The organism is Bremerella volcania (assembly GCF_007748115.1).
GTDB lineage: Bacteria > Planctomycetota > Planctomycetia > Pirellulales > Pirellulaceae > Bremerella > Bremerella volcania.
In genome coordinates, this window is sequence record NZ_CP036289.1 from 1,533,690 (window position 1) to 1,560,551 (window position 26,862).

General features: G+C 56.9%; 21 protein-coding genes and 1 riboswitch. Of the genes, 13 read left to right on the top strand and 8 right to left on the bottom strand.

Annotated features, from left to right (window positions below):
• Window positions 1–29 precede the first annotated feature (29 nt).
• Window positions 30–737, top strand: a complete 708-nt coding sequence (locus Pan97_RS06230) for a tetratricopeptide repeat protein (protein ID WP_144971260.1) — start codon at window positions 30–32, stop codon at window positions 735–737.
• On the opposite strand, the gene Pan97_RS06235 is transcribed toward Pan97_RS06230, so the two are convergent.
• Window positions 719–1,774 carry a hypothetical protein gene (locus Pan97_RS06235; protein ID WP_144971261.1) on the bottom strand — a complete coding sequence of 352 codons (1,056 nt, stop codon included), beginning with the start codon at window positions 1,772–1,774 and terminating at the stop codon, window positions 719–721. The genes Pan97_RS06230 and Pan97_RS06235 overlap by 19 nt on opposite strands.
• Window positions 1,775–1,985: 211 nt before the next feature.
• Here Pan97_RS06235 and Pan97_RS06240 point away from each other — a divergent pair, with 211 nt between their 5' ends.
• Entirely contained in the window at window positions 1,986–3,539 is a 1,554-nt protein-coding gene (locus Pan97_RS06240; RefSeq protein WP_144971262.1) for a choice-of-anchor I family protein, read from the top strand.
• 94 nt (window positions 3,540–3,633) lie between these two features.
• Here the strand turns inward: Pan97_RS06240 and Pan97_RS06245 are convergent, their stop codons facing one another.
• Window positions 3,634–5,163, bottom strand: a complete 1,530-nt coding sequence (locus tag Pan97_RS06245) for a DEAD/DEAH box helicase (RefSeq protein WP_144971263.1) — start codon at window positions 5,161–5,163, stop codon at window positions 3,634–3,636.
• Between the two features lie 497 nt (window positions 5,164–5,660).
• On the opposite strand from Pan97_RS06245, the gene Pan97_RS06250 reads away from it, so the two are divergent.
• The 3 genes from Pan97_RS06250 (at window position 5,661) to Pan97_RS06260 (ending at window position 9,493) form a co-directional block, all read left to right on the top strand.
• Entirely contained in the window at window positions 5,661–6,176 is a 516-nt protein-coding gene (locus tag Pan97_RS06250; protein WP_144971264.1) for a DinB family protein, read from the top strand.
• Window positions 6,177–6,210: 34 nt separating this feature from the next.
• A complete protein-coding gene (locus tag Pan97_RS06255) occupies window positions 6,211–6,816 on the top strand; it encodes a hypothetical protein (RefSeq protein ID WP_144971265.1) in 606 nt (201 codons plus the stop codon).
• 136 nt (window positions 6,817–6,952) lie between these two features.
• Complete coding sequence (locus Pan97_RS06260) at window positions 6,953–9,493, top strand: LamG domain-containing protein (RefSeq protein ID WP_144971266.1); 2,541 nt, start codon at window positions 6,953–6,955, stop codon at window positions 9,491–9,493.
• On the opposite strand, the gene Pan97_RS06265 is transcribed toward Pan97_RS06260, so the two are convergent.
• Window positions 9,494–10,444 carry an epimerase gene (locus Pan97_RS06265; RefSeq protein ID WP_144971267.1) on the bottom strand — a complete coding sequence of 317 codons (951 nt, stop codon included), beginning with the start codon at window positions 10,442–10,444 and terminating at the stop codon, window positions 9,494–9,496.
• A 145-nt stretch (window positions 10,445–10,589) separates the two neighbouring features.
• Here Pan97_RS06265 and Pan97_RS06270 point away from each other — a divergent pair, with 145 nt between their 5' ends.
• Complete coding sequence (locus Pan97_RS06270; RefSeq protein ID WP_144971268.1) at window positions 10,590–11,285, top strand: MBL fold metallo-hydrolase; 696 nt, start codon at window positions 10,590–10,592, stop codon at window positions 11,283–11,285.
• Here the strand turns inward: Pan97_RS06270 and Pan97_RS06275 are convergent.
• A complete protein-coding gene (locus tag Pan97_RS06275; RefSeq protein WP_144971269.1) occupies window positions 11,279–12,634 on the bottom strand; it encodes a sugar porter family MFS transporter in 1,356 nt (451 codons plus the stop codon). The two genes, Pan97_RS06270 and Pan97_RS06275, sit on opposite strands and share 7 nt — an antisense overlap.
• A 237-nt stretch (window positions 12,635–12,871) precedes the next feature.
• Here Pan97_RS06275 and Pan97_RS06280 point away from each other — a divergent pair, with 237 nt between their 5' ends.
• The 4 genes from Pan97_RS06280 to Pan97_RS06295 all read left to right on the top strand — a co-directional run bounded on the left by Pan97_RS06280 (window position 12,872) and on the right by Pan97_RS06295 (window position 17,269).
• Window positions 12,872–14,197 (top strand): UDP-glucose dehydrogenase family protein, encoded by a 1,326-nt coding sequence (locus tag Pan97_RS06280; RefSeq protein ID WP_144971270.1) that lies wholly within the window; start codon window positions 12,872–12,874, stop codon window positions 14,195–14,197.
• Window positions 14,198–14,239: 42 nt separating this feature from the next.
• Window positions 14,240–15,208 carry a UDP-glucuronic acid decarboxylase family protein gene (locus tag Pan97_RS06285; RefSeq protein WP_144971271.1) on the top strand — a complete coding sequence of 323 codons (969 nt, stop codon included), beginning with the start codon at window positions 14,240–14,242 and terminating at the stop codon, window positions 15,206–15,208.
• Between the two features lie 129 nt (window positions 15,209–15,337).
• A riboswitch (guanidine-III (ykkC-III) riboswitch) is annotated at window positions 15,338–15,403 on the top strand.
• A 38-nt stretch (window positions 15,404–15,441) separates the two neighbouring features.
• On the top strand, window positions 15,442–15,765 hold the full coding sequence (gene sugE, locus Pan97_RS06290) for a quaternary ammonium compound efflux SMR transporter SugE (RefSeq protein ID WP_144971272.1): 324 nt from the start codon (window positions 15,442–15,444) through the stop codon (window positions 15,763–15,765).
• A 112-nt stretch (window positions 15,766–15,877) separates the two neighbouring features.
• Complete coding sequence (locus Pan97_RS06295) at window positions 15,878–17,269, top strand: alkaline phosphatase PhoX (RefSeq protein WP_144971273.1); 1,392 nt, start codon at window positions 15,878–15,880, stop codon at window positions 17,267–17,269.
• Here the strand turns inward: Pan97_RS06295 and Pan97_RS06300 are convergent.
• The 3 genes from Pan97_RS06300 to Pan97_RS06310 are packed head-to-tail and all read right to left on the bottom strand — an operon-like array spanning window position 17,266 to window position 19,719.
• Window positions 17,266–18,063, bottom strand: a complete 798-nt coding sequence (locus tag Pan97_RS06300; RefSeq protein WP_144971274.1) for a hypothetical protein — start codon at window positions 18,061–18,063, stop codon at window positions 17,266–17,268. The two genes, Pan97_RS06295 and Pan97_RS06300, sit on opposite strands and share 4 nt — an antisense overlap.
• Window positions 18,060–18,875: a hypothetical protein gene (locus Pan97_RS06305; protein ID WP_144971275.1), complete on the bottom strand. Its 816-nt coding sequence runs from the start codon at window positions 18,873–18,875 to the stop codon at window positions 18,060–18,062. The genes Pan97_RS06300 and Pan97_RS06305 overlap by 4 nt, the downstream gene beginning before the upstream one ends.
• 13 nt (window positions 18,876–18,888) lie before the next feature.
• On the bottom strand, window positions 18,889–19,719 hold the full coding sequence (locus Pan97_RS06310) for a hypothetical protein (RefSeq protein WP_144971276.1): 831 nt from the start codon (window positions 19,717–19,719) through the stop codon (window positions 18,889–18,891).
• 188 nt (window positions 19,720–19,907) lie between these two features.
• Between Pan97_RS06310 and Pan97_RS06315 the strand changes: the two genes are divergently transcribed.
• Window positions 19,908–21,509, top strand: a complete 1,602-nt coding sequence (locus Pan97_RS06315) for a glycine--tRNA ligase (RefSeq protein ID WP_144978179.1) — start codon at window positions 19,908–19,910, stop codon at window positions 21,507–21,509.
• 106 nt (window positions 21,510–21,615) lie between these two features.
• Here Pan97_RS06315 and Pan97_RS06320 read toward each other — a convergent pair whose 3' ends face one another.
• Window positions 21,616–23,859 carry a sensor domain-containing diguanylate cyclase/phosphohydrolase gene (locus tag Pan97_RS06320; RefSeq protein WP_144971277.1) on the bottom strand — a complete coding sequence of 748 codons (2,244 nt, stop codon included), beginning with the start codon at window positions 23,857–23,859 and terminating at the stop codon, window positions 21,616–21,618.
• 266 nt (window positions 23,860–24,125) lie between these two features.
• Here Pan97_RS06320 and Pan97_RS06325 point away from each other — a divergent pair, with 266 nt between their 5' ends.
• Both Pan97_RS06325 and Pan97_RS06330 read left to right on the top strand, forming a co-directional pair.
• Window positions 24,126–24,986 (top strand): fumarylacetoacetate hydrolase family protein, encoded by an 861-nt coding sequence (locus Pan97_RS06325; protein WP_144971278.1) that lies wholly within the window; start codon window positions 24,126–24,128, stop codon window positions 24,984–24,986.
• Between the two features lie 231 nt (window positions 24,987–25,217).
• Window positions 25,218–26,735, top strand: a complete 1,518-nt coding sequence (locus Pan97_RS06330) for a hypothetical protein (protein WP_144971279.1) — start codon at window positions 25,218–25,220, stop codon at window positions 26,733–26,735.
• Window positions 26,736–26,862: the final 127 nt, after the last annotated feature.

Sequence of the window (26,862 nt, forward strand, 5' to 3'; positions counted from 1 at the left end):
ATTGCTTTTTCTCTCATAGATCGACTGTCATGACAAAGCTACCTTCCGCCGCTGTCTGCCTCGTTGCGATCCTCCTGTTTGTCGGCTGCGATATTCCAAAAAACGGGGACGCGCTGGTCGAAGAAGGGGCCACTTATCACGACGAGGGGAACTACGCCGAAGCGATTCCCTATTTCCAGGATGCCCTCGAGAAGCCGCTGGTCAACTATAACAAGAGCGAAGTGCTGACCATGATCGGCAACTGCTACAACGAGTTGGACGAGTACGAGGAGTCGATCAAGTACCACAACATGGCGATCAAGGAGAATCCCAAGAATCACATGGCATACGTGAATAAAGGAGTCGTATGCCGTTTGTTGGGCGAGTTTGACGAGGCCGAGAAGATGTACAATAAGGCTCTGGAACTGGAGCCGGAGTATGCCGAACTGCACGTCAGCCTGGGGGCACTGTATATCCATCAGGAAGAATACGAAAAGGCGGTCGCTCACTTGGAGAAGGGGGTCGAACTGGATGACTCACTGGCGGTCGCGCACTCGAACCTAGCGTTTGCGTACGCCACGGTGGGCCGCTTTGAAGATGCCGATCGTGAACTTAAGAAGGCGATCGTCCGCGGGTACGAACGCCCCGAGCTGATCAAAGAACGCATCGACTCGTTCCGGGCGGTTGCCGACGAAACGCCAGCGTCGGATGAAGCGGGTGCTGAGTCGACCGGCGAGGATCAATCTTCCGACCAATAGTCGGCTTCATCTAGACATAGGTCGGCCTCGCCAGCGGCGACCAGCGGGTAGGGGCCAAACGTCCCGCCGTGGTCCGTTTGGCTGGGCCCGGGGCTGTAGAGCAAGAAGCATTCGATCGCGCGGTGAAAGATCCCTTTCCACTGGGGACGATAGATGAAGTCACGCTCGGTGAAGGGATCGCTCGGAAGTTCCGCCAGGACGCCAGGGATCAGTTCGGCAAGCTGCCGGGGGTAACTGCCGGTCATGGCTCGAAACATGCGGATCGCGGTATCGAGAGTCATCAGACGCAAGCCGGCAATCGCACGGTTCTCGAGATTACGGCTCGTATCGGTTCGCTCTTCATCAGGTATGTTCAGCGTGAGATCGACCACCTCGTAATACGCGGCAATCTCTTCCTCGGACATCTCTTGCTTGTCTTCTTCGGTAAGCTCGATATCGGACCGATCCACGGGTTCATCCGGGTACTCGACGATCTCTTCCCATTTGCGATCGCGCTCAAGGACGGCGTTCCAGTCGTCTCGGCCAGCTTCGATTTGAGGGATACGGACCAGCAAGTGAGACAAGGTCGCTTCGTCGTACTTCGCACGCCACCGCCGCAGCAGGTCGATGCCAGCGGCTGAAATGGCCCAACCCACCATGTGATCGCATAAGAGCCCGCCGCGACCCGTCGCACCAGCGAGTTCCAACAAATCGAGCCCAATCGAAGCCGCATCGGCCCAGCGATTTTCCAGCCCGGCCAGATGCCCCTCGGTAGTGAAGGCCCGAGACAGACCGCGCAGATGCTGCATGTTGGGACAGTTCTTGGCAAAGAAGTCCGCTTCGTAGACCAACTCAATCTTGCACGTTGGGCCCAGGTGCATCCGAGCAAACGCCAGTGCTTCGCGGTTGTGACTTACGATACGACGAAGCGAGGCGACGTCTCCGCGGTCGATCAAGTCGTGGTAGTCATCGTCGACAACGACCTGCGATGCGGCTTGAACCAGACGAAGATAAGGACTCTCGAACACGCGACGCGTCTGCTTTGTCGAAGGAGGCAAGTTAAGCTTCCTTCATCTTATCGGGACGCAACAAATCGCGGAATTGAATTGTCGTTCGAAAGGGAACGAATCATTCTCGGCTGTTGCATCGTTAGCCATAACACGAAATCTTGTTTTTTCATTTGACCTTCATCTGCTGCCAACATTACCTCGACAAACTTGTCGGCTCATTGTCTCTCTGGACACTCCCCATGTTGAAGGATCACCTCGGATGAAATTACTTTCTTTTGGCAGTGCCGTTCTGGCATCGCTGGTTCTGGCCGGTTCGGCTGCGGCTGGACCGTTGGATTTTCTGTTTGGGACGCCTAGCCTTGAATTTCAGTGGCGTCACTTCGGTACCGTGAGCGAAATCGCCTCGTACGACGCGACCACGCAGAAAGTCTTCACGACCAATTCGGAAGACGGAACGGTCGACGTGCTTGATGCGACCGACGGTACGCTGCTGCACCAGATTGATGTCGGAGACGTCAACAGCGTCGATTGCCATGAAGGCCTGGTCGCCATCGCCGTCGACTCGGGAACGGTCGGTGTGCGTGGCAAGGTGATGCTCGTCGATGCCGACGACTACACGGTTTTCTCGCAGCCCGAAGTCGGTTTCCTGCCAGACATGGTGACCTTCACCCCCAACGGCAAATACGTGCTGGTTGCCAACGAAGGGGAACCGGAAGATGACTACGTCCTTGATCCCGTCGGCTCGGTTTCGATCATCGACGTGACCGATCCTGCCGATCCGGAAGTGTTTGAAGCTGGTTTCGAGTCGTTCAACGGCGACGAAGCCGCGCTCAAGGCCGACGGCGTTCGTATCTTTGGCCCAGGCTCGTCGGTCGCTCAGGATATGGAACCGGAATACATTACCGTTTCGGCCAATTCCCGTACGGCTTACGTCAGCTGCCAGGAAAACAACGCGATTGCCGTGGTCAATATTCCTGCCAAACGCATCGTGTCGATCAATCCGCTGGGCTACAAAGATCATTCCTTGGAAGAAAATGCCTTCGATGCTTCGGACCGCGACGATGCCATCAACATCCAGCCATGGCCGGTCAAGGGGATGTACATGCCAGATTCAATCGCCTCGACCAAATTCCTTGGTTTCACCTTGGTGGCTTCGGCCAATGAAGGGGATGCCCGCGAGTATGGTGACTTTGAAGAAGAGGAACGCGTCAAGGATCTGACACTCGATCCAACCGTATTCCCCGATGCCGATGATCTGCAAGAAGACGAAACCTTGGGCCGTTTGACCGTGACGACCACCATGGGCGATATCGACAACGATGGCGACTACGACGAGCTGTACAGCTTTGGTGCCCGTTCGTTCTCGATCTGGCTCTTCACGCCGTTTGGCCAGACCGTCCAGGTTTATGACAGCGGCAGCGAATTTGAAGAAATCATCGCTGCTCAAGTTCCAGAAGAATTCAACTCGAACGAAGGTGAAGAAGACAGCTTCGATAACCGTAGCGACAACAAAGGTCCAGAGCCTGAAGCACTTGACATCGGCAGTGATCTGGGTTGCACCTGGGCTTTCATCGGGCTGGAACGCGTCGGCGGCATCATGCTGTATGATATCTCGAATCCGCTCAACCCGAGCTTCCTACAGTACGAACGCGACGAGCTAGACAATGCCCCGGAAGGGATCGACTTCATCCCACGCGGCGAAGGCCCATTCAGCGAGCCATCGATTGTGGTGTCGAACGAAGTGAGCGGTACGACGACCTTCTACCGCATCAAGCGAACCGGCGGACTGTTCTCGAGCCTGCTCAACGACTAAGCGAACTTTCGCACGCATCCTGTTAAAATAAAAACCGCCTGCAGCGAGATCTCGCTCAGGCGGTTTTCTTTTGCCGTATCATGATTGTTTTGGCTTAGCCCTTGGCACTTGCCGGGCGGCGTCGCTTTTGCTTCTGGCCGAAGCCGGTTGCCGGCTTACCGCCGATGCGCTTCGGCTTCTTCTTATTGCCGAAAGGACCGGCCGCGGCTGGCTTCTTGTCGCTGGGTCGATCGTCGCCGCCTTGGTGGTCGCGGCTTTGACTATTGGAAGAAGCCTTCGAGCCGAAACGACGCGGCTTCTTGCCTGGCTTACTGCCAAACTTACGTGGACCACCATTTGCTTGCGAATCGCTACCACTGCGTGGACCGCCACTCCGAGGACCGCGTCCGCGCGAACCACCGCGTCTTGGTTCGTCGTACACGATCGGTTCGCTCGTCTCGAAGCCTTCGATGGTCGGTTCGATCGGGATCGAGATTCGCGTCAAGCGTTCGATCTGCTTAAGCAAGCGGCGCTCGCCACCGGCACAGAAAGATACAGCCACCCCTTCGGCGCCAGCCCGCGCGGTGCGGCCGATTCGATGGACGTATGTCTCCGGCGTTTCCGGTAGATCGAAGTTCACCACGTGCGAAACGTCATTCACGTCCAGGCCGCGTGCGGCGATGTCGGTGGCTACCAGAACCGGTGGGCGGTTGCTCTTGAACTGGGCCAGCGTGCGGCTGCGGACGCTTTGGCTTTTGTTGCTGTGGATCGCGGCGGCACGCAGGCCGTCCTTTTCCAGCAGTTGGACAATCTTGTCGCAGTCGTGCTTGGTGCGGACGAACACCAACGTTCGGCTGCGTGGGGTGTCTTGCAGGTAACGTGAGAGCAGGGCGGCTTTGCGCCTCTTGTCGACGAAGTGGACCGACTGCGAGATGCGATCGGCCGGAGCCGCGACCGGGGCGACCTGAACCGAGACCGGATTGGTCAGCCACTTTTCGGCTAGTTCGCGAATTTCCGGCGGCATGGTGGCCGAGAACATCACCGTTTGACGCTGATCGGGACACGCGGCGACGATCTTCTTTAAGGCCGGCAAGAAGCCCATGTCGAGCATCTGGTCGGCTTCGTCGAAGCAAAGGATTTCCAACTGCGAGAGGTTGATGTGACCCTGGTTCATCAGGTCGAGCAGGCGGCCAGGCGTGGCCACCAGGGTGTCGACACCCCAGCGAAGATCACGAACCTGAGGGTTTTGCGAAACGCCGCCGAACACCACGGTGTGTTTCAGCGCTGTTGCCCCGCCGTACTTCTTCAGGCTCTCGCCAATCTGAGCGGCCAACTCACGTGTGGGGGCCAGAATCAGGCCACGGATCGGGCGTGGTGGTCCGTGGAACTTGTTGTGAGGAACGCGCTTGCCGCGAACACGCTCGGTCGGCTGCTCCCGGGGAGGTAGCGTCTCGAGCAGGCGATTAAGCATGGGCAGCGCAAATGCCGCGGTCTTGCCAGTGCCGGTTTGGGCACAGCCAATCAGGTCTTTGCCGTCCATGATGACGGGAATGGCTTCCGCTTGAATCGGCGAGGCCGTTTCGTATTTCAGCTTCTTCAGGGCACGCTGAAACGGTTCGGCTAGCGCGACGTCGGTAAACTTCATATCAATCAATGCTTTCGGAAGACGTTCGCAGACCGTCGGTAGAGAGTCCTCTGTTACCGGGACGCGCGAACTGTCTGCCCCATGGTTTGCGGGGCGATGCCAGGTTGTCGGCCAGATGGTTTTGCCTTACGTGGCAAATAAATCATCACGCACGATATTGGTTTGCGTGGAGTGGCCGTAAGGGGCAAGATAATCAGTCGCGGTCGAGAGAACGAGCAACCTGGGATGAGCAAGTGAGATGGCAAAACGTTTGCTGCATCTCGGTCCAGGTGACCGCTTTTTATCGAATCGAATGAACTTAAACGGCCAAAAGGCCGCTAAGTCTCACACCTTGTTTGGCATTACTATACTCGCTAAGCGCACGAAAGAATAGGCGGGTTTCCGCGACGCGTGGCCAGAAAGGGGTAAATCCAACCCATTTCTGGGCGGAACCTGCCGAAGGCGTTACGATGCGCCAAGTGGTTAGCTGATAAGACTTTACCGAAAAGGAAAAGGGTATGGCCGATTTCTGGAACGACCTGCTTTACCAGCAATACGAAGCCTCGTTGTGCACGTTGAATCACTGTATTATCGAGAGTCCGGAAGCGGCCTGGCAGGGGAAGGTGGTCAATATGACCTTCGACCAGGTTGTCTTTCACACGCTGTTTTTCACCGACTACTACCTCTGCAAAGAACCAGAAGATCTCAAGCAGCAGGCGTACCACCGACAGTATGCTGATTTCTTTGCCGACTACGAAGAAATGGAGCCGCGCCACCAGGTGCAGCGGTATACCAAAGAGTCACTCGACGACTATCTGCAGTTCTGTCGAACGAAGGCGAACGAGGTGCTGGCGGCGGAATCGGCCGCAGACCTGGCTGCCCCCTGTTTGTTTCCTCCCAAGACGTTCAGCCGAGCCGAACTCCATGTTTACAACGTGCGTCATATTCAACACCACGCGGCCCAACTGATCATGCGGCTGCGGATGGACTACGAGATCCACACCCCATGGTTTGGCAGTGGTTGGAAGGCCTGATCCAAGGGCATTCTTTCAGGAGCTAAAGATCCTCGTGACAGCGCAAATCGACGATTACTTTCTGTACGCCGACAAGTCTTACAGCGTCGCAGGCATCAGCGAAGGGAGTCTGTTTGATCCGGCGATCCTGGACATCCAACCGATGGGAACTTGCTCGGCCTGTTGGCGAGGCTACTTCGTCGAGTATGGCCTGGTCGATCGGCATTTGGCCGTTGTGAACCTGCATGCCAGTTTTTATGAAGAGGGGGAAGGCTACCGACGGCTGCAAGGGCCGGAGATCAATGGCATCGTGCCGACTGATATGCAGGACGAGCACGACTGGTTCAACAATCACTATGAGAAGATCAACTTCCACCTGGAGTACTCTGGCGGGCTGCTGCTGGCCGACGGCTTTATCGAAGAGCTATACGTGCACATGGGCTTTCATCCAGCCTGGAAGTACCTTCAGGTACGAGAACTAGTCTTCGAAAACGGGATCTTGATCGGCGATTACGATCGTAGCGAAAAGATGGCTGAGATCCGTCAAATGATTACCGGTGACGCTCGGCGGGAGGGGACTTCGGGCGTGCCATCCGAAGAGGATATCAGCACCTTCATCGAGCGAGCCTTCGATCGTACGTATCGGATGGGATGGCTCTAAATCACTCCATCTGCCCGGATGCTTCTCGTAGGTTCCGGTTATGCGGGTTCTGACGATTTGAAACACTCCAGGGCTGACCTATCTTTTAGGACCTTGTTTTCCGTATTGATGGCATGTGTTCTCGGAGAAGGTCCCGATGAAGGCTCGCCCACGCTGGTCGAGATGGATCGCTGTTGCTGCATTTTTCGTGGTGCTGAGTACCGCTGCGCCGTCGCTCTTGGCTCAGCATAATATTTTGCTGGTGACCTCCAACGATGGCAGTGTAACGAGTGAAGAATCTGCCCGGCGTTCGACTTTTCAGACGTGGGGACATACCGTGACCACGATTTGGGCCGGGGCGTCGCAGACGACGTTCAACAACGCTTATGCATCCGTGGACTTGGCCTACATTCCGGAAGATGTCGATAGCTCGACTCTCGGCACCAAGCTTAGACTGGCTCCTATCGGTGTGATCAATGAAGAGTCGCAGCTTGACGATGAATTGGGGTTTTCCGACACAGGAGGTAGTGAACGTTTTGCAACGCAGATCTATGTTCCAAGTTTGGGTTACAGCATCACCATTGTTTCGTCCACTCAGCCCCTCACGCAAATGAGTGGCAATCTGGCTCCTGGGTTGACCGTAGAAGGACGGACAAGCTCTAGTGGTGCCATCACGGCGGCAACTTTAGAAGTTGGCGCTACTTTGGCCAACACCCTGCTCAGTAATTCAAACGCTGCCGGCCGACGTGTCCGTTTGCCGATCGCTGGAAATAGTTTTCAGTGGTCGTCCTTGAACAGCACAGGTTATACGTTAGTTCAGCAAGCGATTGCCTTCGCAGCAGCGTCAAGTGAGCAACTAGAACTTCACTGGCAGCTCGACGAGGGATCGGGAACGACTCTCAGCGACGTTTCAGGCAACAATCGCCACGGCTCGTTTCAGACCGGGACTCCGACATGGGCCACGGGACCGAGAGACGGAGCCCTTGATTTCAGTGGATCGAATGATGCTCGCTCCAATGCTACCTTCGATCCGCCAGCGCGGGGGACGGTCGCTTTCTGGATGAAACGGGATAATTCGGTCAGCAGTACCCAACGAATACTCGGTGTGTCGAACGACTGGGAAATTCGCATGGAAACGGATGGCCTTGTCACGTTCGATCTGGGGGGATCTGGCACGGCCAGCGGATTCGTGACCAACAGTTCCTTAATGGTGGTCAATCGTTGGTATCACGTAGTGGGCGTTTACGACACGGTCGATGACACCTATGCGATTTATATTGACGGCCAACTCCATAAGACCGGTTCCTACAACCTGGTGGACCAAGGGGCCAACTATCTTTCGCTGGGAACGCGGACCGGTTCGAGCGAACGCTTTGATGGAACGGTCGACGACCTGCGAATCTACAATTACGAACTCGATGCCCAGGAAGTTGCTGAGTTATACGGACTGGTCGGGCATTGGAAGTTTGACGAAGGAAGTGGCAGCGTCGCGGCAGATAGTACGGCTTTCGGCAATGATGCCACGATCAATGGCGCGACCTGGTCGACCGACTGCGCCGGCAATACGATTCTGTCCTTCGACGGTTCCGGCGACAACGCCCAAACCAATTCCAACTTCGCGCCTCCTGCGGAAGGGACGATTGCGTTCTGGTTCTTAAGTACGGATCCAACGGCTTCGCATCAGCGGCTGTGGGGCGTCGGCGGCGACTACGAAATGCGTCAGGATACCGATGGCGTTGTGTACTGCGACATCACATCGGATGGGGCTGGGGGCGGTTTTTATTCCGATCCGCTGATGGGGGCGAAGTGGTATCACTTCGTCGCCGTGTACGACACAAGCGATGATAGCTACGCGATCTACATCGATGGCCAGTTGCATAAGAGCGGCATTTCCGCGAATAACTTAGCGTCGCAATCGGCCAATCGACTTACTTTCGGAACACGCACTGGCTCATCCGAATACTGGCAAGGGGCGATGCGCGATTTCCGGATCTATAACCGCAAGATCCTGACCTCCGAGATTCTGGAGTTGGCCGGGGTGATTGCTCATTATGAACTGGACGAGACAAGTGGATCGATCGCCTACGACTCGACCTTGGCAGGCAATCATGCCACGTATATTGGTGCACCAACGCTTGCCGTCGGCGGGCCGAACTCGGCTGAACTGGGAACGGCCGTCGAACTAGATGGCTCGACGCAATACGTCACCAGTGGGAAGAGCTTGCTCAATGGGCTAAGTCAATTCACGATCGCCGGCTGGATCTACTTCGACTCGCTCACGGCAAATCGTTCGTTCTTCGGGCAGAACGACGTAGTTGAACTGGGCATCAATGGCGCCGACGGACAGATCCACATATGGACGGCGAACGGGGGCTCGTTCTACACGGCCGGTACCCTTTCCACAGGGCGATGGATCCATGTCGCCGCGGTGGGTGATGGGAGCTCACTTTCGGTCTACGTGAATGGAACGCTCCTTCACATGGAAGGCAGTTCGATTGGCAGTGGCACGTACGGCAGCAGTAGTTCGTACTTTAAAATTGGCGAAGGTGTTTACGCTCCTTCCGGAGACTACCTGGATGCCCGCGTCGACGACGTACGTGTCTATAGCCGCGCGCTGTGTGCCTCGGAAATCCAAGCCTTATCATCCGGCCAGGTTACCCAGGGTGTCCGAATCATCCGCTGGACCGAGATTCAATAGTCAAATGGCGCGACCCACAATGTTCTTCAGCGCCGGCCCCACCTCGGGGAACTGAAACGTAAATCCTTCGCTGGGCAATCGTTCGGAACGTACGTAACGGCCATAAAGCGCCAGGTTCGGATCCGTTTTCAGCAGCCAGGGTGCCCCCAGACGAACCATCCACGCAAACGCAGGCAGGCCGAACCGGACGCCCAAAGCGTCGCGTAGGGCTTGCATGAACTCGACTTGCGAGACTGGGTTAGGAGCCGAAGCGATGTAGATACCTTGCATGCTGTCCTGAGTCAGCGCTTGTTGGAAAAGACGATTCAGATCGTGTTCGTGTATCCAACTGAATCCTTGTTTACCGGAACCGACACGGCCGCCGAGCCCCAATCGTGTGAGGAGACTCAAGCGATCAAGAGCACCGCCACCCGCACCGCGGTTTCGACCGACGACGAAGCTGGTTCGAAGCACTACGCCGCGCTGCGCGGGAAGCTTCGCGGTGTGGAACTCCTCTTCCCAGGCCTTGCCCACCAAGGGTGCCAGGCCGATCCCCAGTGAAGAGCCTTCGGTGCAGATCGCTTTCGGCGGATCGCCATAAATGTGGGCCGTTCCCATCTGCACCCAAACAGGCGGCGGCTGGTCGATGGCTCGTACTGCCAGGCCGAGGACTCTGGTCGACTCCACGCGTGAGCGAAGGATTTCATCTTGGTGATCGGGGGTTTTAATGCAGTCGACCGTGCGCCCTGCCAGGTTAACCATGCCGAGTGCTCCGCCTAAGCAATTCTTCCAATTACCGAGGGTTCGACCATCCCAGGCAACATGTTTCCAGGGGCCGTCACACTTGGGGGCACTGCGCGAAAGAAGAACCACCTCGTAGTCGTTTTCGTGGAGGTGATGAGCCAGCGAGATGCCCAGGAAACCACTACCGCCTGCGATGACGACTCGGCGAGGGTTGGGGGTGGTGGTCACGGACGGTGCTTCCTTGGGGCGATGCTTCAGCTGCAAGAGGATAACCGTACCTGGTTGAGCCAGGCAACGCTCAGGATGACTTACCTGCGCGCGTTTATCGCTTTATTCTGTAGGAACACTCACGCTTTACCTTGATCGCACCGCTATGCCTATCGTTCATCCTGGAATCCTGGAGGTCCGTGCCCTGGGACTGAACTTCTTCGTCCTGCGGGATGACAAGGGGCTTTACGTCATCGATGGTGGGTTTATCGGAGGCTGGCGATTGTTCCAGCACGCGCTGCGGCAAGAGGGTTGGCAAGACGAGCCGGTCCGCGGTGTCATCGTCACGCATGGCCATCTCGATCATATCTTGAACGTCTCCCACCTGGCCAAAGCGTATGGGGCCTGGATCGCGGCACCCCGATTGGATGCCGATCATTACGCCGGTCGCCCGAAGTATTCAGGCCATTCCCGCGTGACCGGCTGGCTTGAAGCCGTAGGGCGCGTGACGCTCGCTTACCACAAATTCAAGCCAGATCATTGGCTGGACGACGGGGATCGGCTCGAGATCTTTTCCGGCGTCCAAGCCGTTCACTTGCCAGGGCATACCCGCGGGCACATGGGATTCTGGTGGGAAGAGCAGGGGATTCTGTTCACAGGCGATTTGTTTGTCAGCTACCGCGATCAGGCCCGGCTGCCGCTGAACATCTTCAACATCGATTCCGAGCAAAACGTGCGCAGCATTCAGACGGCACTGGCGATCAATCCCCGCGGAGTCCTGCCCAATCACGGAAATCTTGCCTCGCCGGAAGAACATCTTTGTCGGCTTAAGAAATTGTTCGAGCGGTTATCGGATCACTGATGAATGCCCAGTTGCCGCTCGATTTCTTCCAGGGGAACTCCTTTCGTCTCAGGCATCATCAATAAGACCCAGATAAGCTGCAGCACCATCATGCCGCAGAAGATGCCAAACACGATTGCCGGGGCCAATGCGTTGACCAAGTAGGGAAAGACGAGCGTCAGCGTGGCCGCGAAGAACCAGTGCGTGAAGCTGCCGAGCGTCTGGCCACCGGCGCGGTAACGATTCGGGAAAATCTCGGAAATGAAGACCCAGATCACCGCTCCTTGCCCGATGGCGTGCGCCGCGATGAAGGCGAAAATACAGGGAGGGACGATCGAGTAATACTCGCTCTGAAACGCCCACGCGCACAGTCCCAGCGAGCCGATGTAACCGATCGAACCAATGATCATCAACGTGCGGCGTCCCAGGTGGTCGATCAGGGCCAAGCCCACAAACGTGAAAATCAGGTTGGCCACGCCAATTCCCACGGAAGTCAACAAGGCGGCTTCTTCGCCGAGGCCTGTCATCTCGAAGATTCGCGGAGCGAAGTAAAGCACCGCATTGATTCCGGAGAGTTGATTGAAGAAGGCAATCAGAAAGGCCATCATCATCGGCACATGCAGCTTGGCTTGCCAGATGCTGCCAGCCGCCATTGTCTGCTGGGCGGTGATCTCGATTTCGTCGGCTACCGCTTCGACGTGACCGGGCGAGTCTTCTGGCATGATCTGCCGCAGGATCTCGATCCCTTTTTCGCGTTCTCCCTGGCGGGCTATCAACCAGCGAGGGCTCTCGGGCAGAAAGAAACAGAAGAGCGAGTAGACGAGTGCGGGAACCGCTTCGACTCCCAGCATCCACCGCCATGCGTTGTTGACTTCCCCTTCGGCGACCGAACTGGCAAACCACTGCGCAATCAGTGCGTTCGAGAGGAATGCGATCAGGATTCCAAAGACGATATTAAATTGGAACATGCCTGCCAGCTTGCCGCGGTTTTGTGGCGGCGAGATTTCGGAGATATACAGCGGAGAGGTTACCGTCGAGATCCCCACCCCGAGGCCGCCGATAAACCGAGCGAGCATGAAGGAATAAGGATCATTCGCCAGGGCTGACCACACGGCCGATACCAGGTAAAGGATGCCGATCGATACCAGGGTCTTTTGGCGACCGAAGTGATCGGTCGGCCAGAAACCAACCATCGAGCCGATGACGGTTCCCCACAAGGCGGCACTCATGGCCAGACCATGCTGAAAGTCCTTGAGCCCCCATAACTGCTGGATTGTCTTTTCGGCGCCAGAGATCACGACCGTGTCGAAACCAAACAGAAAACCGGCCAAAGAAGCCGTTACCGACCAGAAGATGATTCGATGGAGCATTTCAAGGATACGGGGAAGATTAGGTAAAGAGATGAAGGCTGGATCGCGTGTCGTTGGATGAGTTCGCCAGATTCTCCCACACTCACGCCGCCTAAAAAAGGGTTTTCTTCCCCAGATGTGCCTGAATTGCCCTGTTAGGTGTGGTCGCGCGAGGGCTCTTCACCTGTTATCCTTTACAAACTGGGTTACACTAATTCGATTACCTTCATGGTCGATTTCCTGGCAGGAAGAGTTTAGATGAAGCTAGCAGTCATAGGCACAGGCTACGTCGGTCTGGTTACGGGGACCTGTTTCTCGGATTTGGGTAATGAAGTCACGTGCATCGACGTCAATCAGGCCAAAGTGGAAGGCCTGAAAAAAGGCATCATCCCCATCTACGAGCCAGGCTTGTCGGAACTGGTTCTGCGAAACCATGAAGAAGGTCGACTTCAGTTCACGACCGACGCCGCTGAAGTGATCCCGGACGCCGATATTGTGTACATCGCCGTCGGCACGCCGCAATCCGATAGCGGAGCGGCCGATCTTTCTGCCGTGTGGAAAGTCGTCGAAGGGATTGCGCCCCATCTGCGAGAAGACGCGTTGGTGGTCGTGAAGAGCACCGTCCCGGTCGGCACGAACGGCAAAGTTTACGATATGCTCAAAAAGCTATGCGGCCGCGAAGTCAACGTGGCGAGCAATCCCGAGTTCCTGAAAGAAGGCTCGGCTATCTCGGACTTCATGTACCCCGATCGCGTCGTCTGCGGCGTGCGTAACGAAGCGGCCGAGGAATTGCTGCAGACGCTGCATGCCCCGCTGGTTCGCACCGGCAAGCCGATCTTGTTCATGAGTCCCGAAAGCTCGGAACTGACGAAGTACGCCGCCAATGCCTTGCTGGCCACCAAGATCAGCTTCATCAACGAGATCGCCAATCTCAGTGAAAAGGTGGGTGCCGACATCAACGATGTGCGGATCGGCATGGGGCATGATCAGCGGATCGGTTTTCAGTTTCTCTTTCCTGGCTTGGGCTACGGCGGAAGCTGTTTCCCGAAAGACGTCCGGGCCTTAGCCTCTTTGGCTGAATCGCTGGAACTACACCCAAAGATCATGCGGGCCGTTGACGAAGTCAACGTTCATCAGCGGGCATCGCTGGTTCGCAAGATCGATGCCTTCTATGGCGGCGACGTTGCCGGCAAGACGTTTGGTGTCTGGGGGCTCGCCTTCAAGCCGAAGACCGACGACATTCGCGAGGCACCGGCACTGGAACTGCTGAGCTACCTGGTCGAAAAGGGAGCGATCATTCACGTGCATGATCCTGAAGCGATGGAAAACGTTCAGGCCCAATTCGGCGACAAGATCCACAAGTACTGCAAAAGCGAGATGGAAGCGATCGATGGTGCCGATTGCCTGGCAATCAACACCGAGTGGAACGAATACCGCACGCCGGACTTCAAGAAGCTGAAGGCCAAAATGACGACCCCGACCATCTTCGACGGACGTAACCTGTTCGACCTGGGCACCATGGAAAAGCACGGGTTCACGTACTTTTCGGTGGGACGTCGTCCGGTCGATGTTTCCCAAGCCTAGTTTGCGGATTGGGACTTCACTACAGAGAGTGACCTGAAATCTATGTCTCAGATCAAACGCATTTTGGTGGCCGGCGGGGCTGGCTTTTTAGGATCGCGAATCTGCGAAGAGTTGGTCGCACAAGGTCACGACGTGATCTGCGTCGATAACTTCTTTACCAGCCAGAAGACGAACGTCGTCGACCTGTTGCCCAAGCCCAATTTTGAGGTCATTCGTCACGACATCATCCATCCCCTGTGGCTGGAGGTGGACGAGATCTACAACATGGCCTGTCCGGCGGCGCCCGGCCACTATCAATTTAATCCTATCAAGACGATGAAAACGTCGGTGATGGGTTCGATCAATTTGCTGGGGATGGCCAAGCGTTGCCGCGCGAAGTATCTGTATGCGTCGACGTCGGAAATCTATGGTGATCCCGAAGTTCATCCGCAGCCGGAAACCTATCGCGGCAGCGTCAACACGCTGGGCATCCGCGCTTGCTACGACGAAGGGAAGCGAGCCGGTGAAACGCTGTGCATGGATTACCATCGCATGAATGGCGTGCAGGTTCGCATCGTGCGTATTTTCAACACGTATGGACCGCGGATGCATCCGTATGATGGCCGCGTGATCTCGAACTTCATACGCCAGGCCTTTACCGGCGAACCGATCACCATCTACGGCGACGGCTCGCAGACGCGTTCGTTCTGCTACCGCGACGACCTGGTGCGCGGCATCCTGAAGATGATGGCAAGCGATCAGGTCGGCCCCATCAATATCGGGAACCCCAAGGAGTTCTCGATCCGACAACTGGCCGAGTTGGTCGTAAAGTTGACTGGATCGAAGTCGGAAATCATCTACACCGACCTGCCCGCTGACGATCCCAAACAGCGTCAGCCAGATATCACCTTGGCCAAAAAGCACCTGGCATGGGAACCAACCACGCAATTGGAAGAAGGGCTCAAGCAAACGATCGACTGGTTCAAAACGATTGATCTGTCGCAGTATCGCCCCCCGACGCCGAATTTTTAGTGCTTGGGTTTGGGTCGGAAAGCAAAATATTTCTTGTCCCCTCTCCCCCGAGGACGGTGGAGAGGGGACAAAATGTGAATACGGTAAGCCGACCTTGCTGCCGCATCCTCGTTCACCAATAATCTCACAAGCGTTGGCTACGCAGTCAGCCCCGGACGAGACGCGCCGTACCCGGTCAGGATAAGACGACGCACGAAGTAAACAACCTCGTGTCGTCATACAAGGAGCTTATCATGGCTTGGTGGATTCTATTGGCAGCAGGCCTTCTCGAAGTCGTTTGGGCGGTCGGTCTAAAATACACCGAAGGTTTTACCCGCTTCTGGCCCAGCTTACTAACGGCGGTCGCTTTGGCCGGAAGTATGTACCTCCTCTCGGTGGCGGTTCGCGATCTGCCGATAGGAACCGCCTATGCGGTTTGGGTCGGGATCGGAGCGGCAGGTACCGCCATTTTGGGGATGGTAGTCCTGAATGAACCTGTCTCGCCAATCCGCTTGTTTTTCATGGCATTACTGGCGATTGCCATTCTTGGCTTGAAGTTCAGCACGGCGGCTGCGTAAACGCGTTTCGTTTGTTAAGAATTCATGAAGCTGCTTGTCAGCTTGATAGCTATGGGGGTACCTTGCCCGTTGGCATTGGCGTTTCTTAATAGTCCCATCTTGGGAAGTGGACATGGCAGAATCTAAATCGCGGCGCGAGTTTCTCAGTGATACCTTTTCTGTTTTCGGGTCATTCGCCATCGGAGGTGCGCTATCGACCTTTGGCGAGCGAACGGCACTCGGCGAAGCGGCTCGGCAATCGACTCCTCTGATCCCGGTTAGGGACGAAGCAACCGGCCTGCCCCTTATAAAACTCCCGGAAGGGTTTCGCTACGTCTCGTTTGGTTGGACAGGCGATGAAATGGCCGATGGCCAGTCGACTCCAGCCGCGCACGACGGGATGGGTGTGATTGGCAAAAAGGGAAACAAGCTGCTGCTGACGCGGAATCACGAACTCGGCAACGCCGGGCCTGCATTCAACTTTAAGAATGGTTCCCCATATGATCGTTCGGCCACTGGGGGTTGTACCCAGCTCGAGTTCGACATGCGACGCGGGCAATGGCTGACCAGCTACGGCGCGATCTCTGGCACCGTCCGCAACTGCGCCGGTGGTGTGACTCCCTGGGCGAGTTGGTTGACGTGCGAAGAGACCCTGTACGGCCCGGAAGATGGAAACAAGTTGTCTCACTACGAGCAGGAGCATGGCTGGGTCTTCGAAGTTCCAGCCGACGGTACGGCCACCGCTAAACCGATCAAGGAAATGGGACGCTTCGTGCACGAGGCCGTCGCCATCGATCGCAAGACTGGCTATGTCTATCTGACCGAAGACCAGGGTAGTTCCGGGTTCTATCGCTTCCGGCCCACGCAGCCTGGCAAGTTGGCCGAGGGTGGCGTGCTGGAAATCGCCGAGGTCGTGGGGCAACCTGACCTGCGGGGGGGATTCCCTGATGGCTCGACCTTCCCAGTGAAGTGGCATCGCATTGCCAACCCTGCTTTGGAAAAGACAAGTCCCAATGCCAAGGTCGACTCGGTGTTCGAGCAAGGCCAGAAGCTGGGGGGCTCGACCTTCTCGCGTCTCGAGGGTTGCTGGTACGGAAACGATCTGATCTACTTCGATGCCACCGATGGCGGCGCCGCCAAGGCAGGGCAGATCTGGCAGTTCGATCCGCAACAGCAGACCGTGACGCTGCTTTATGAGTCGCGCAGCAAACGCGTGCTGAACATGCCAGACAACCTGTGCGTGAGCCCCCAGGGTGGCCTGATTCTGTGCGAAGATAACGACTACGCGGGCGAAGCCCCACTACCGCAGCGGATGCTGACCCTGAGCAAGGATGGCCGGTTGAACACCTTCGCCGAGAACAACGTCATTCTCAACGGCGAGCACAACGGCTTGCGTGGGTCATTCGTCGACAAGGAATGGGCTGGCTCGACCTTCAGCCCCGACGGAAAGTGGCTGTTCGCCAACATCCAGACGCCTGGGATCACGGTTGCGATTACCGGGCCTTGGGAAGACGTGTTGATCTAACGCGTCTCAGGCAACTCGTAGATTTCATTGGCCAGCCGTTCGGTTTGCCGTTTGCGGTAACGCTGCGTGATGACGAGCCACGGCTGGACGTCGGCCGGAATGATGCAGAACTCGTGAGGGCCGTCGCTGGTCTGGCAAGCGATTTTCACGACCGACGTCCACGGCGAATGCAGCTTGATCTGTTGGACGTCACATGCCAGCAAAGAATTGCGTGGAATGCGATAGCGGCGGTTATCGCATTCCAGCACCATTTCTCCCTTAATCTTATCCAGCTGAAGCAGGCCGATGTCGATGATCTCGGCCTCGTTGGATCCAAGCTGGAACGAGGCCATCGACTTGGGCTGCGTCGAAGTCAGCGTGACGAATTCGGAGAGATGAGTTTCGAGCGAGATCCACGGGGTAGGGCGGCTTTCAATCTGACGCCGCAACATCGACTCCCACCACTGGTCCTGGCGGAAAGCGTTCGTCAGGACATAGATCATGGTGAAGAACAAGGTAATGCTGACAACCAGAAGGGCCAGCGAGGCGTTCCCCCCCAGGTTGAGCCACGCCGGACCGAACGCGGCCAGCGTATAAAACATGATGCCCAGGATGATTGGGATCACCACGTTGGGCAGCCCCAGTAGGAAACGCATACCCAGCGTGCGGACCTTCCGGCGATGCGCTGCCGGCACGTCCTCGATCACCGCGATGGCCGTCGCCGTCATGGGGTACGCCTGGTCGGCTTCCGGGTTGCCGGTAGCCGCGGTATCGGTCATCGGTGAAGCGAATGGATTGGTGGGTTCGGTGGTCATGTCGAGTTCTTCAACAGCAGAATACGTTTTTTGTATTCTTCCGCGTCTGCTTCTCTTTGACTATTGGTTTGCCAAAGTCGATTCGTATTTCCCAGGCGAAAACAGAGCTCTTGGGGGCCCGTTTGGGTCTGGAGGACTAGCCGCACGAACCAGTACGTCGTGCGATATTTCAGTAGTGGTTCTACCGAGATATCCAGCAAAGAGTTCACCGGAATTCGAAAGCGAAACTGATCGGCATCCAGAAGAATCTGCTTTGCCTGGAGATCGATGTGGGCGAATGCGACATAGGCAGTCATCTCATTACGTGAGAAGACCCATCGTGTTCTGGGGACCACCACAACGTAGACCGGTTCTTCCGACTCAGGCAGAGGATCGATGGCCTGTCGGCGACGGCGGATTAGCTTCTTTAAGTTTCGAATATCGGAGACATCTTCGCGCAAGTAGTAGATCGCGTGGGGAACTGACAAAACAAGAATAATGATCAGTGCTGCCGACATCATCCGCACCGCAGTGGAGGATTCAGCGATATCCAATTCGGAGATGACGGAAACACCGATCGCAAACGTGAAGTAAGCCAGTGCCAGCCCCGAGAGGAAGACCCCCAGCCAGCGACCGTTTCCCCACTTGCGGGCAACCGATACGGGGCGTCCCCATGGTCTGGGGATTTCTTCTATCTCGGCTAGTTCCGTCGCCTGATAAGGCCATGATCCTTCATCCAGCGGAGTGGTCGGTGGCATGGCCGCCAACTGAACCGACTCACGCTTCGATTCGGTCATCGGCGATGCGAACGGATTGGTTTCTTGAGTCGTCATTCACAGGGCCTGGCTAGGTTGTTTTTGCGTTTTTGAGCGGTGCTTGTTTCAGCAGCATGATCCGTCCCCAATACTTCTCGGCAACCGACTTTCGCTGAGCGTTCGATTGCCAGAACCCATCGACGTTGCCGATTCGCAGGCCTACTTCCCGCGGTCCATCCTTGGTTTGAATCACCAGGCACACGACCCAGATCTGCTTGTTGTTCTTGGTAAAGAAGTCGACCCCGCATTTGAGGAGTGCCTGCGAGGGGACCCAGAAGCGATGTTCGGCACCTTCGAGGATGATGCGAGACTCGTAGGGATTGACATGCAGGATGGCGACTTCCTGCGCAAGCTCCTGTTCGGGAAGATGCCATCGCTCGCGCGGCGCGATCGCCACGAACTGGCAGTTGGGGGAGTTCAACGAAGGAATTGCGTTGGTTTCGCGTTGGCGAATCAGCTTTCCCAATCGACGAAACGTCGAATAGTCTGGCTGAAAGTAATGCCGGCTGATGGTCAGCAGAAACATGACCGCCGGCAAGATGACAAACAGCATGGTCGGGACATGCTGCATCGTAAGTTTGCTGAGCAGATCCGCGTTGCCGGAGAGCCACGCAACGAGCAGCATCGTCCCAATCCATAGTCCGTAGAGTCCGACCAGGCCCAGCAGCAAGAGAGAAATGATCTTGCCCCACGGCCGGCCAGGTGCGATCGGTCGGCCCAGGGGTGGTTCGATCACTTCGATGACCGCCAGTTCGGTGGCTTCAAACGGCCAATCTTCATCCACCACGGTCGAAACGACCGACGGCGGCTCGTCCGGCGTTGCTTGCGGCGACTGAAACGGATTGACGGGATCTTCTGGCATGACCGTGGTAAAGGAACCTTTCTCTGCGGTGCTTGTCCGAATTCTAGGGTAAACCGGCCAGGCAATCGAGCCATTTGCCAGCGGACGACCCACGTAGACGCCGCCAGGACCCCTGAGGTACACTTAGACGTTTACCCGTTAACGACTTACGCCAACCACCCACTTCAAGCAGAATCGACGCCATGGAAATGGAAAAGCTCGTCTCGTTGTGCAAACGGCGAGGCTTCATGTTTCAGTCATCCGAAATCTATGGAGGTATCAATGGATTTTGGGACTACGGCCCGTTGGGCGTCGAGCTGAAACGCAACATCAAGGATGCCTGGTGGCGTGATATGGTCACCGGTCACGATGATCTGGCCCAATTGCCGGGTGCGCCGGCTGCGTACGAGATGACCGGTCTCGACTGCACGATCATCATGCATCCCCAGGTTTGGAAGTGCAGCGGTCACTACGATCTGTTTCACGACTACATGGTCGACTGCCGCGAATCGAAGAAACGCTACCGCCACGACCAGATCCAAGGTCGCTGGGTGGAAGCGAAGGACAAAAAGATCTTCGCCACCGCCGGTAGTGACTCGGAATCGCCTGAAGCCGACATCGAACGTCAGGCACTTAAATTCTTTGGTATGCGTTCCAAGAATGCGGACGAACTGAAGTGGGATGGCCCGTTGGTTTCGCTCACGACCGTCGACGACTTCGAGCAGGTGCTCGGTCCCGATGCAAAGAGCCTGGGCACGCTGACTCCGCCGCGCGAGTTCAACCTGATGTTCAAGACGACGATCGGCGCCCTAGGTGGCGAGGCCGATACGGCGTTCCTGCGCCCTGAAACGGCTCAGGGGATTTTCGTGAACTTCAAGAACGTGGTCGACAGCAGCCGCGTACGCGTTCCCTTTGGTATCGCCCAGGTCGGTAAGAGTTTCCGCAACGAGATCACGCCGCGTAACTTCACGTTCCGCTCGCGTGAATTCGAGCAGATGGAAATCGAGTTCTTCTGCCACCCAGACTCGTCGCAAGAATGGTACCGCTACTGGCGCGAGCGTCGCTTCCAGTGGTACAAGGACATGGGCCTGGACGAAGGCAAGCTGATTCTCCGCGAACACGATCCGGAAGAACTGGCTCACTACTCGATCGGTACGGCCGACATCGAATATGCGTTCCCATTCCTGCCGGAAGGGGAGTATGGCGAGTTGGAAGGGATTGCCCACCGGGGCGACTTCGACTTGCGCAGTCACATGGAAGGGAAGCTCGATCCAAGCACTAACCCGATGACCGTCGAGTTAAACGAAGAAGGGAAGCCCAAGCATCGTGGTAGCGGCAAGGACTTGTCGTACCGAGATGACATCACCGGCGAACGCTTCGTGCCGCACGTGGTCGAGCCATCGGCAGGTGCGGACCGCGCGACGCTGGCCTTCTTGTGCGAAGCATTCACCGAAGATGAAGCTCCCGATGACAAGGGGAACATGCAGACGCGAACGGTGATGAAACTTCACCCGCGGATCGCCCCGATCAAAGCGGCCATCTTCCCACTGGTGAAGAAGGACGGCATGCCGGAGATGGCACAGGACATCTACCGCTCGCTCAAGAAGGACTGGAATGTCTTCTACGACGAAAAGGGAGCCGTCGGACGCCGCTATCGTCGCCAAGACGAAGCAGGTACCCCGTTCTGCATCACCATCGACGGCGAAAGCATGCAGGATCAAACGGTCACCATCCGCCATCGCGACACGCTGGAACAATGGCGCGTCAAAGCAGATGACCTGAGCGGCGAACTACGAAAGCTGATCGGCTAAGAACGAATCAGCCAAAAGCCAGCCACTCGTCCCCTCTCCCTCGAAGGGAGAGGGCTAGGGTGAGGGATTTCTGGAAGAAACGACGATGATACTCGACGCGTCTCGCCTAATGAGATTCCCCTTTGCGTGATCCGCCCCACAGCTTGTTCCACCACGATGCCTCGACTTCTTCCGAGGCGACGGTGGTGTCAACGAATTCGTAGGCCACCATGTACGACTGCAGGCTCGCCAGCAAGTGGCGGGCTCGTTCGATCGCGTCCCGTTTGCGTCGGTCGCGATTGCGGCGTGGGGCGATGGAAATCTGAACCTTGGTATGTTGCCCGCCATTTTCACCAAGAATGGGGCTGAACTTGAGTTCGATGATCAGCGGAACCGCACGGTCTGCCATCCGACGTTGAAGCGGCAGTGACTCGCCGTCGACCATGATCTTGATCGACTCTTCGGTCACTTTCAGCACTTCGGCACGGTGGTCGGCGACGAAGCCTCGGATCTTTTCCGCGGCCAGGTTCAGCGGTACCTTGGTCTTCATGGCCCGCTTGAGCAGCACCTCAGGTTCGACCGGTGTAAACATCCGGGCGAACCAGCTGCGCCGATCGCCGATCGCCGGTTCTTTCATTCCGCTGCCGATCTGGGTAACGATGTTGCGACCCATTTCTTTCGATTGCAGCAGGGCTCGGTCGGCACGGTTCAAGATCGAGTCGGCCGTGTCGCCGCGTTGGATTTCGGTCACGCCGAAGCTGGCCGACATGCATTTGCCACCCAGTGCCTTCTGTGGCGTTGCGGCCACTTCGCTGCGGATCTTTTCGGCCAGCATCGCGGCTTCTTCGTTGTTGCAGCTGGGGCAAAGGATTACGAACTCTTCACCGCCATAGCGAGCACAAATATCCGCCGAGCGGGCGTTCGTCTGAAGTTGATTGGCGAAAGAGATTAATGCTTCGTCGCCGGCCTGATGTCCGTACGTATCGTTGATCTTCTTGAAGAAGTCGATGTCGCACATGATCACGCTGCACGATCGGCCAGAGGTCGTATGACGCTCGACCATGTCGATCAGGCCGCGGTCCATCTCGGCGCGGTTGACCAACCCGGTCAGTGGGTCGCGGGTCGCTTTGTAGTGCAGCGATTGAATCTGTTCTTCCAGCGACTCAACGCCGGAGGTGTCGTGCATTTGGATGGTCGTGCCCAGGCTCTTGCCGTCTTCACCTACCACCGGAACGATGTGTGCCGTGACGGTCACGAACTTGCCGCCGGCGTTACGAATCGACAGGCGATGCATGCCCTGGGTGCCGCCAGAGACAGCCACGCGCACAGGGTCGTTTTCATGGGTGAACTTGCGGCCTTGGTGGTCGGCCAGGCCTAGCATCTCGGACGTCCAGAGGTGCCCTTCGACGGCGTCGCGCGTCAAACCGGTGAGACGCTCGGCGGCTTGATTCCAACCGAGGATCTGCTGATTGATATCAATGAAAATGACCGCGTCGTGGATGTGGCGAACGATGCTTTCCTGGAACGGTGCCAGCGAACGCAACTTCGACGGATTGGCGCCATTCTGATTCACTCGCCAATGTCTGTTGGCTTGTTCCGGGGATAGAACCTTGAGCCAGTGGCGTGTTGCTTGACTGCTTGATGGCAATGGATGTGACAACATTTCGCAAAAGTTACTCACCAGGTCCGGATCGAACTGGGTACCGGCAAACGAGAGTAACTCGGCGAATGCCCGTTCTTTCGAGCGGGCACGGCGGAAGATCTGATCGACCGTCATCGAGTCGAACGCATCCACGATGGCCAGCATGCGTGCTTCAATCGGAAGATCTTTTCCCTTGACGTTCGAGTTGCCTTTGGAGCCGTCAAACCAGGCGTAGTTGTAGCGGATCAGATCGACGATCTCTTCGCCGTCGCAGCAGGCAGATAGAATCTCCAGGCCAATGTCCTGGCTGCGATCCATCAATTGCTGTTCTTCGGCGGCCAGCTTGCCGGGGCAGGCCAGTACGTAGTCGGGCACGCCCACCTTGCCGATGTCGTGCAGCAGAGCGGCGACTTCCAGTTGGTCGCGCTGGTAGGCTTCCAGGTCGAGTGTTGCAGCCCATTGAGAACACAACTTGGCGACGCGTAGCGAGTGAGAAGCGGTTGGAAAGTGCTTTGCTTGCAGCGAGTAGAACAGGCCCGATGCGATCCCCAGGCTCACTTGAATGAGTTGATTGTCTGCTTCCCCAAATTCTTCATCAGCCGTCTCTTCCGACGGCTCGTTGGCCCAGGCAATGAGATTCGAAATAGTGTGAATCGGATCATCTACGGCGCCGAGTGATTCGTCCGTAGGGTCGTATGAACCTGAGTTAGTAGGAGGTTCCATCGCCATTAGTTACTGCTGCCCATCGCTTACCGCGCTTATGTTGTTGGAAGGTTAGCGCTGAAAAGGTACGTCGAAATCCGTAGACCAGCAAATCACCACCGAATAAGAAATGAGAATTCCATGAAAACAATAGCTTGCCAGCGGCTGACGGCTTCCCGGAAAGCGGAAACGTCTCGTTGTCCCTCCCTAATAATTGCGATAAGTTGAATCTTGATGGTTATTTGGCTTTTAACGATTGATGGGATTGCTCCTCAGGAAAGTTGCCGACCGATATGAGATTGATCAGCTACCAAAGTGAAACCGGCCCACGCACCGCCGTGGCTCGTGGCGAAGGCTATGTCGACTTGCACCAGGCCGACCCGTTATTGCCAACCCAGATGAAACACCTGCTGCCGATGCTGTCCATGCATCACGATGCCATTCTGGAAGCCGCCGAAGAGGGGCGGCTGATCGATCCTGCCAAGCTGCGCCTGCTTCCTCCCGTGGTGGAACCGCAAAAGATCCTGTGCATCGGTTTGAACTACGCCGACCATGCTGCCGAGACCGGGGCAACCGTCGGTGATGAACCCGTCGTCTTCAATAAATTCCCAACGTGTTTGCGTGCCGACGGCCAGCCGATCGAACTCCCCGCGGTAAGCAAGGAGGTCGACTACGAAGCGGAACTGGTCGTCGTGATCGGCCGTGCTGGCAAGAACATCGCCAAGCAAGATGCGATGAGCCACGTCGCTGGCTACGCCGTGGGGCACGATGTGTCCGCGCGCGATTGGCAAAAAGGGAAGCCTGGCAAGCAGTGGCTGCTTGGTAAGTCGTTTGATAGCTTCGCCCCACTCGGTCCTGAACTGATCACCGCGGACGAAATCGAAGATCCGCACAATTTGCGGATCCAATGCCGACTCAACGGCGAGACGATGCAAGACTCGTCGACCAGCCAATTGATCTTCCGCATCGACTTTCTGATCTCTTACCTTTCCCAGGTATGCACCCTGATGCCGGGTGATTTGATCTACACGGGAACGCCGCCAGGCGTGGGCATGGCTCGCAATCCGCCGGTCTTCTTAAAAGCCGGCGACCGGGTCGAAGTCGAGATCGAAAAGCTGGGCGTGCTCACCAATCCGGTGATCGACGCGAAGTAGGTCGAGCACGCAAACCAGGCAGCCAGCCGAAGAGATCCACCCGCTAGCCCTGCCAGCAAGATCGCTCGACTTTACGCGTTTTACGCGATGCGATAAGGAGCTGCCGTTTGCTGGCTAAATAGTGACCAGCAATCGTTCAGAACCCTTCGTGCGTTTGCCGAAATGACATGTGTAGGATGATTAAATGCCACAGGGAAGTGGTCATTTCTTTCACCAGGGATGGATGTAAGCATGCAATTCAGGCGGAATGGTCTGCGCGACGAGCGTCGTCGCCGGGCCCTCATGGACGATCGCGCGAGCGATTCAGGCAACCAGCCTACGTCGAACACGGCAGACGACGTCGTATGTCGGTCGGCCCGGACTTATTCGAAGACTGCCGTCGACGAGCGAAGGATTCGCATCGTTGACGTCGTGCCGGTGTATCTCGTCCAAGTCACACTCATTTATGCCGCCATTGTGCTGACCGTTGCCGTGCTGCTAGCCATGCATCACTACGGCGCGAACATCGTGCGTTGGGCCGACTTATCCCGTGTGGATAGCCTGGGAACGTATCTTTCCGCTGGCTCGCTCTTTGTCGGGGCTATGCTGGCGTTTCTCACGTATCGTATTCGACGTCATCGTTTGGATGACTATCGCGGCCGCTACCGATGTTGGCTGTGGTTTGCCGGACTGCTGCTGTTCGCCAGCTTGGACTGCATGCTGAACTTCCGCTCGGACGTTGCTCGCGGGCTGGAGGCCGTCACACGCGTTCGTCTGCTCGGTCAAACCGATGGCTGGTGGGTTGTCGTCTGGTGCGTGGCCTACGGATCGATGACGCTTCGGGCGCTCATCGAAGTTCGCGAAAGCGTGGGGACGGTCGTCGTCGGACTGATCAGCGCCGGGCTGCTGTTCACTGGGATGGCCCTGCAGATGGACCTGCTTTTGCTGCCCAGCGGCGTGCCGACCGGTCTGGCACTGCATGCGGCCCAACTGTTGGGCGTGGGGCTGTTGTTGACGACGCTCGTTCAGTATTCCCGTTTCGTCTGGCTAGACGCCCAGGGCCTCATCTCACGGCGCTCCGTCCGCGTAGAAGAAGAAGGGGACGAGGAAGCCAAGCCGCGGAAGACGACTCGCCGCAGTCGCACCGCCGCCAAGAAGCCTGCTGCTAAGGAGCCGACCCAAGAGGACGAAGAAGCCAAGCCGCGACGCGGGTGGTTCTCGTTGGGAAGGAAGAAGTCGGAAGAGAGCGAAGAGGAAGCGATCAAGCCGGTAAGGAAGCCAGCCGCCAAGTCGACCGGCGACGAAGCGTCGGCAGACGAGAAGCCTAAGCGTGGTTGGTTCTCGTTCGGCAAGAAGAACGTCGAGGACGAATCAGCCGAGCAGGAAAGTAAGGCCCCGGCCAAGCCGAAGGTCGCCCCTTCCACGGTCGACGATCAGCCAGCCGAAGAGAAGCCCAAGCGATCGTGGTTCTCGTGGGGCAAGAAATCCTCGGAAGATGCCGGCCAGGAGGAGGGAGCCGACGCCGGAGAAGCGCGGACGACGATGAACCCACGGGTCAAAACGCGTCCGAAGCAGCAGCCAGCGGCTCAAGAGCGGCCAGCCGCAAACCAGGCACCCACCATCACCGGCAGGTACTCGCAGAATGACGAAGACTCGGAAAATTCGAGCGAGGACGAGGAAATCTTGCGGCTGGAATCGAAGCCAGACCATCTGCTCAGCAAGGCCGAGCGGCGGCGTTTGAAGAAGTTAAAGCGTCGGTCAGCCGCCTAAATCGCCGCAGCCCCTTTGACGGGCTTTGCCGCAAGCGTCTAAGCTTAGGGATCGTTCCAGGCGTTTCCCTCCCAATAAGGGGGAGACGCCTGTCGCTGTTCGGTTCCTCCAGCATGGCATAAGCCCT

Excerpts from the sequence above, each read along its gene's own strand:
- Pan97_RS06310 (WP_144971276.1), bottom strand. The coding sequence starts at position 19,719 with ATGCCAGAAGATCCCGTCAATCCGTTTCAGTCGCCGCAAGCAACGCCG.
- Pan97_RS06240 (WP_144971262.1), top strand. The coding sequence starts at position 1,986 with ATGAAATTACTTTCTTTTGGCAGTGCCGTTCTGGCATCGCTGGTTCTG.
- Pan97_RS06245 (WP_144971263.1), bottom strand. The coding sequence starts at position 5,163 with ATGAAGTTTACCGACGTCGCGCTAGCCGAACCGTTTCAGCGTGCCCTG.
- Pan97_RS06315 (WP_144978179.1), top strand. The coding sequence starts at position 19,908 with ATGGAAAAGCTCGTCTCGTTGTGCAAACGGCGAGGCTTCATGTTTCAG.
- Pan97_RS06305 (WP_144971275.1), bottom strand. The coding sequence starts at position 18,875 with ATGACGACTCAAGAAACCAATCCGTTCGCATCGCCGATGACCGAATCG.
- Pan97_RS06295 (WP_144971273.1), top strand. The coding sequence starts at position 15,878 with ATGGCAGAATCTAAATCGCGGCGCGAGTTTCTCAGTGATACCTTTTCT.
- Pan97_RS06230 (WP_144971260.1), top strand. The coding sequence starts at position 30 with ATGACAAAGCTACCTTCCGCCGCTGTCTGCCTCGTTGCGATCCTCCTG.
- Pan97_RS06260 (WP_144971266.1), top strand. The coding sequence starts at position 6,953 with ATGAAGGCTCGCCCACGCTGGTCGAGATGGATCGCTGTTGCTGCATTT.
- Pan97_RS06285 (WP_144971271.1), top strand. The coding sequence starts at position 14,240 with ATGTCTCAGATCAAACGCATTTTGGTGGCCGGCGGGGCTGGCTTTTTA.
- Pan97_RS06320 (WP_144971277.1), bottom strand. The coding sequence starts at position 23,859 with ATGGCGATGGAACCTCCTACTAACTCAGGTTCATACGACCCTACGGAC.
- Pan97_RS06300 (WP_144971274.1), bottom strand. The coding sequence starts at position 18,063 with ATGACCACCGAACCCACCAATCCATTCGCTTCACCGATGACCGATACC.
- Pan97_RS06250 (WP_144971264.1), top strand. The coding sequence starts at position 5,661 with ATGGCCGATTTCTGGAACGACCTGCTTTACCAGCAATACGAAGCCTCG.
- sugE (WP_144971272.1), top strand. The coding sequence starts at position 15,442 with ATGGCTTGGTGGATTCTATTGGCAGCAGGCCTTCTCGAAGTCGTTTGG.
- Pan97_RS06330 (WP_144971279.1), top strand. The coding sequence starts at position 25,218 with ATGCAATTCAGGCGGAATGGTCTGCGCGACGAGCGTCGTCGCCGGGCC.
- Pan97_RS06280 (WP_144971270.1), top strand. The coding sequence starts at position 12,872 with ATGAAGCTAGCAGTCATAGGCACAGGCTACGTCGGTCTGGTTACGGGG.
- Pan97_RS06270 (WP_144971268.1), top strand. The coding sequence starts at position 10,590 with ATGCCTATCGTTCATCCTGGAATCCTGGAGGTCCGTGCCCTGGGACTG.
- Pan97_RS06275 (WP_144971269.1), bottom strand. The coding sequence starts at position 12,634 with ATGCTCCATCGAATCATCTTCTGGTCGGTAACGGCTTCTTTGGCCGGT.
- Pan97_RS06325 (WP_144971278.1), top strand. The coding sequence starts at position 24,126 with ATGAGATTGATCAGCTACCAAAGTGAAACCGGCCCACGCACCGCCGTG.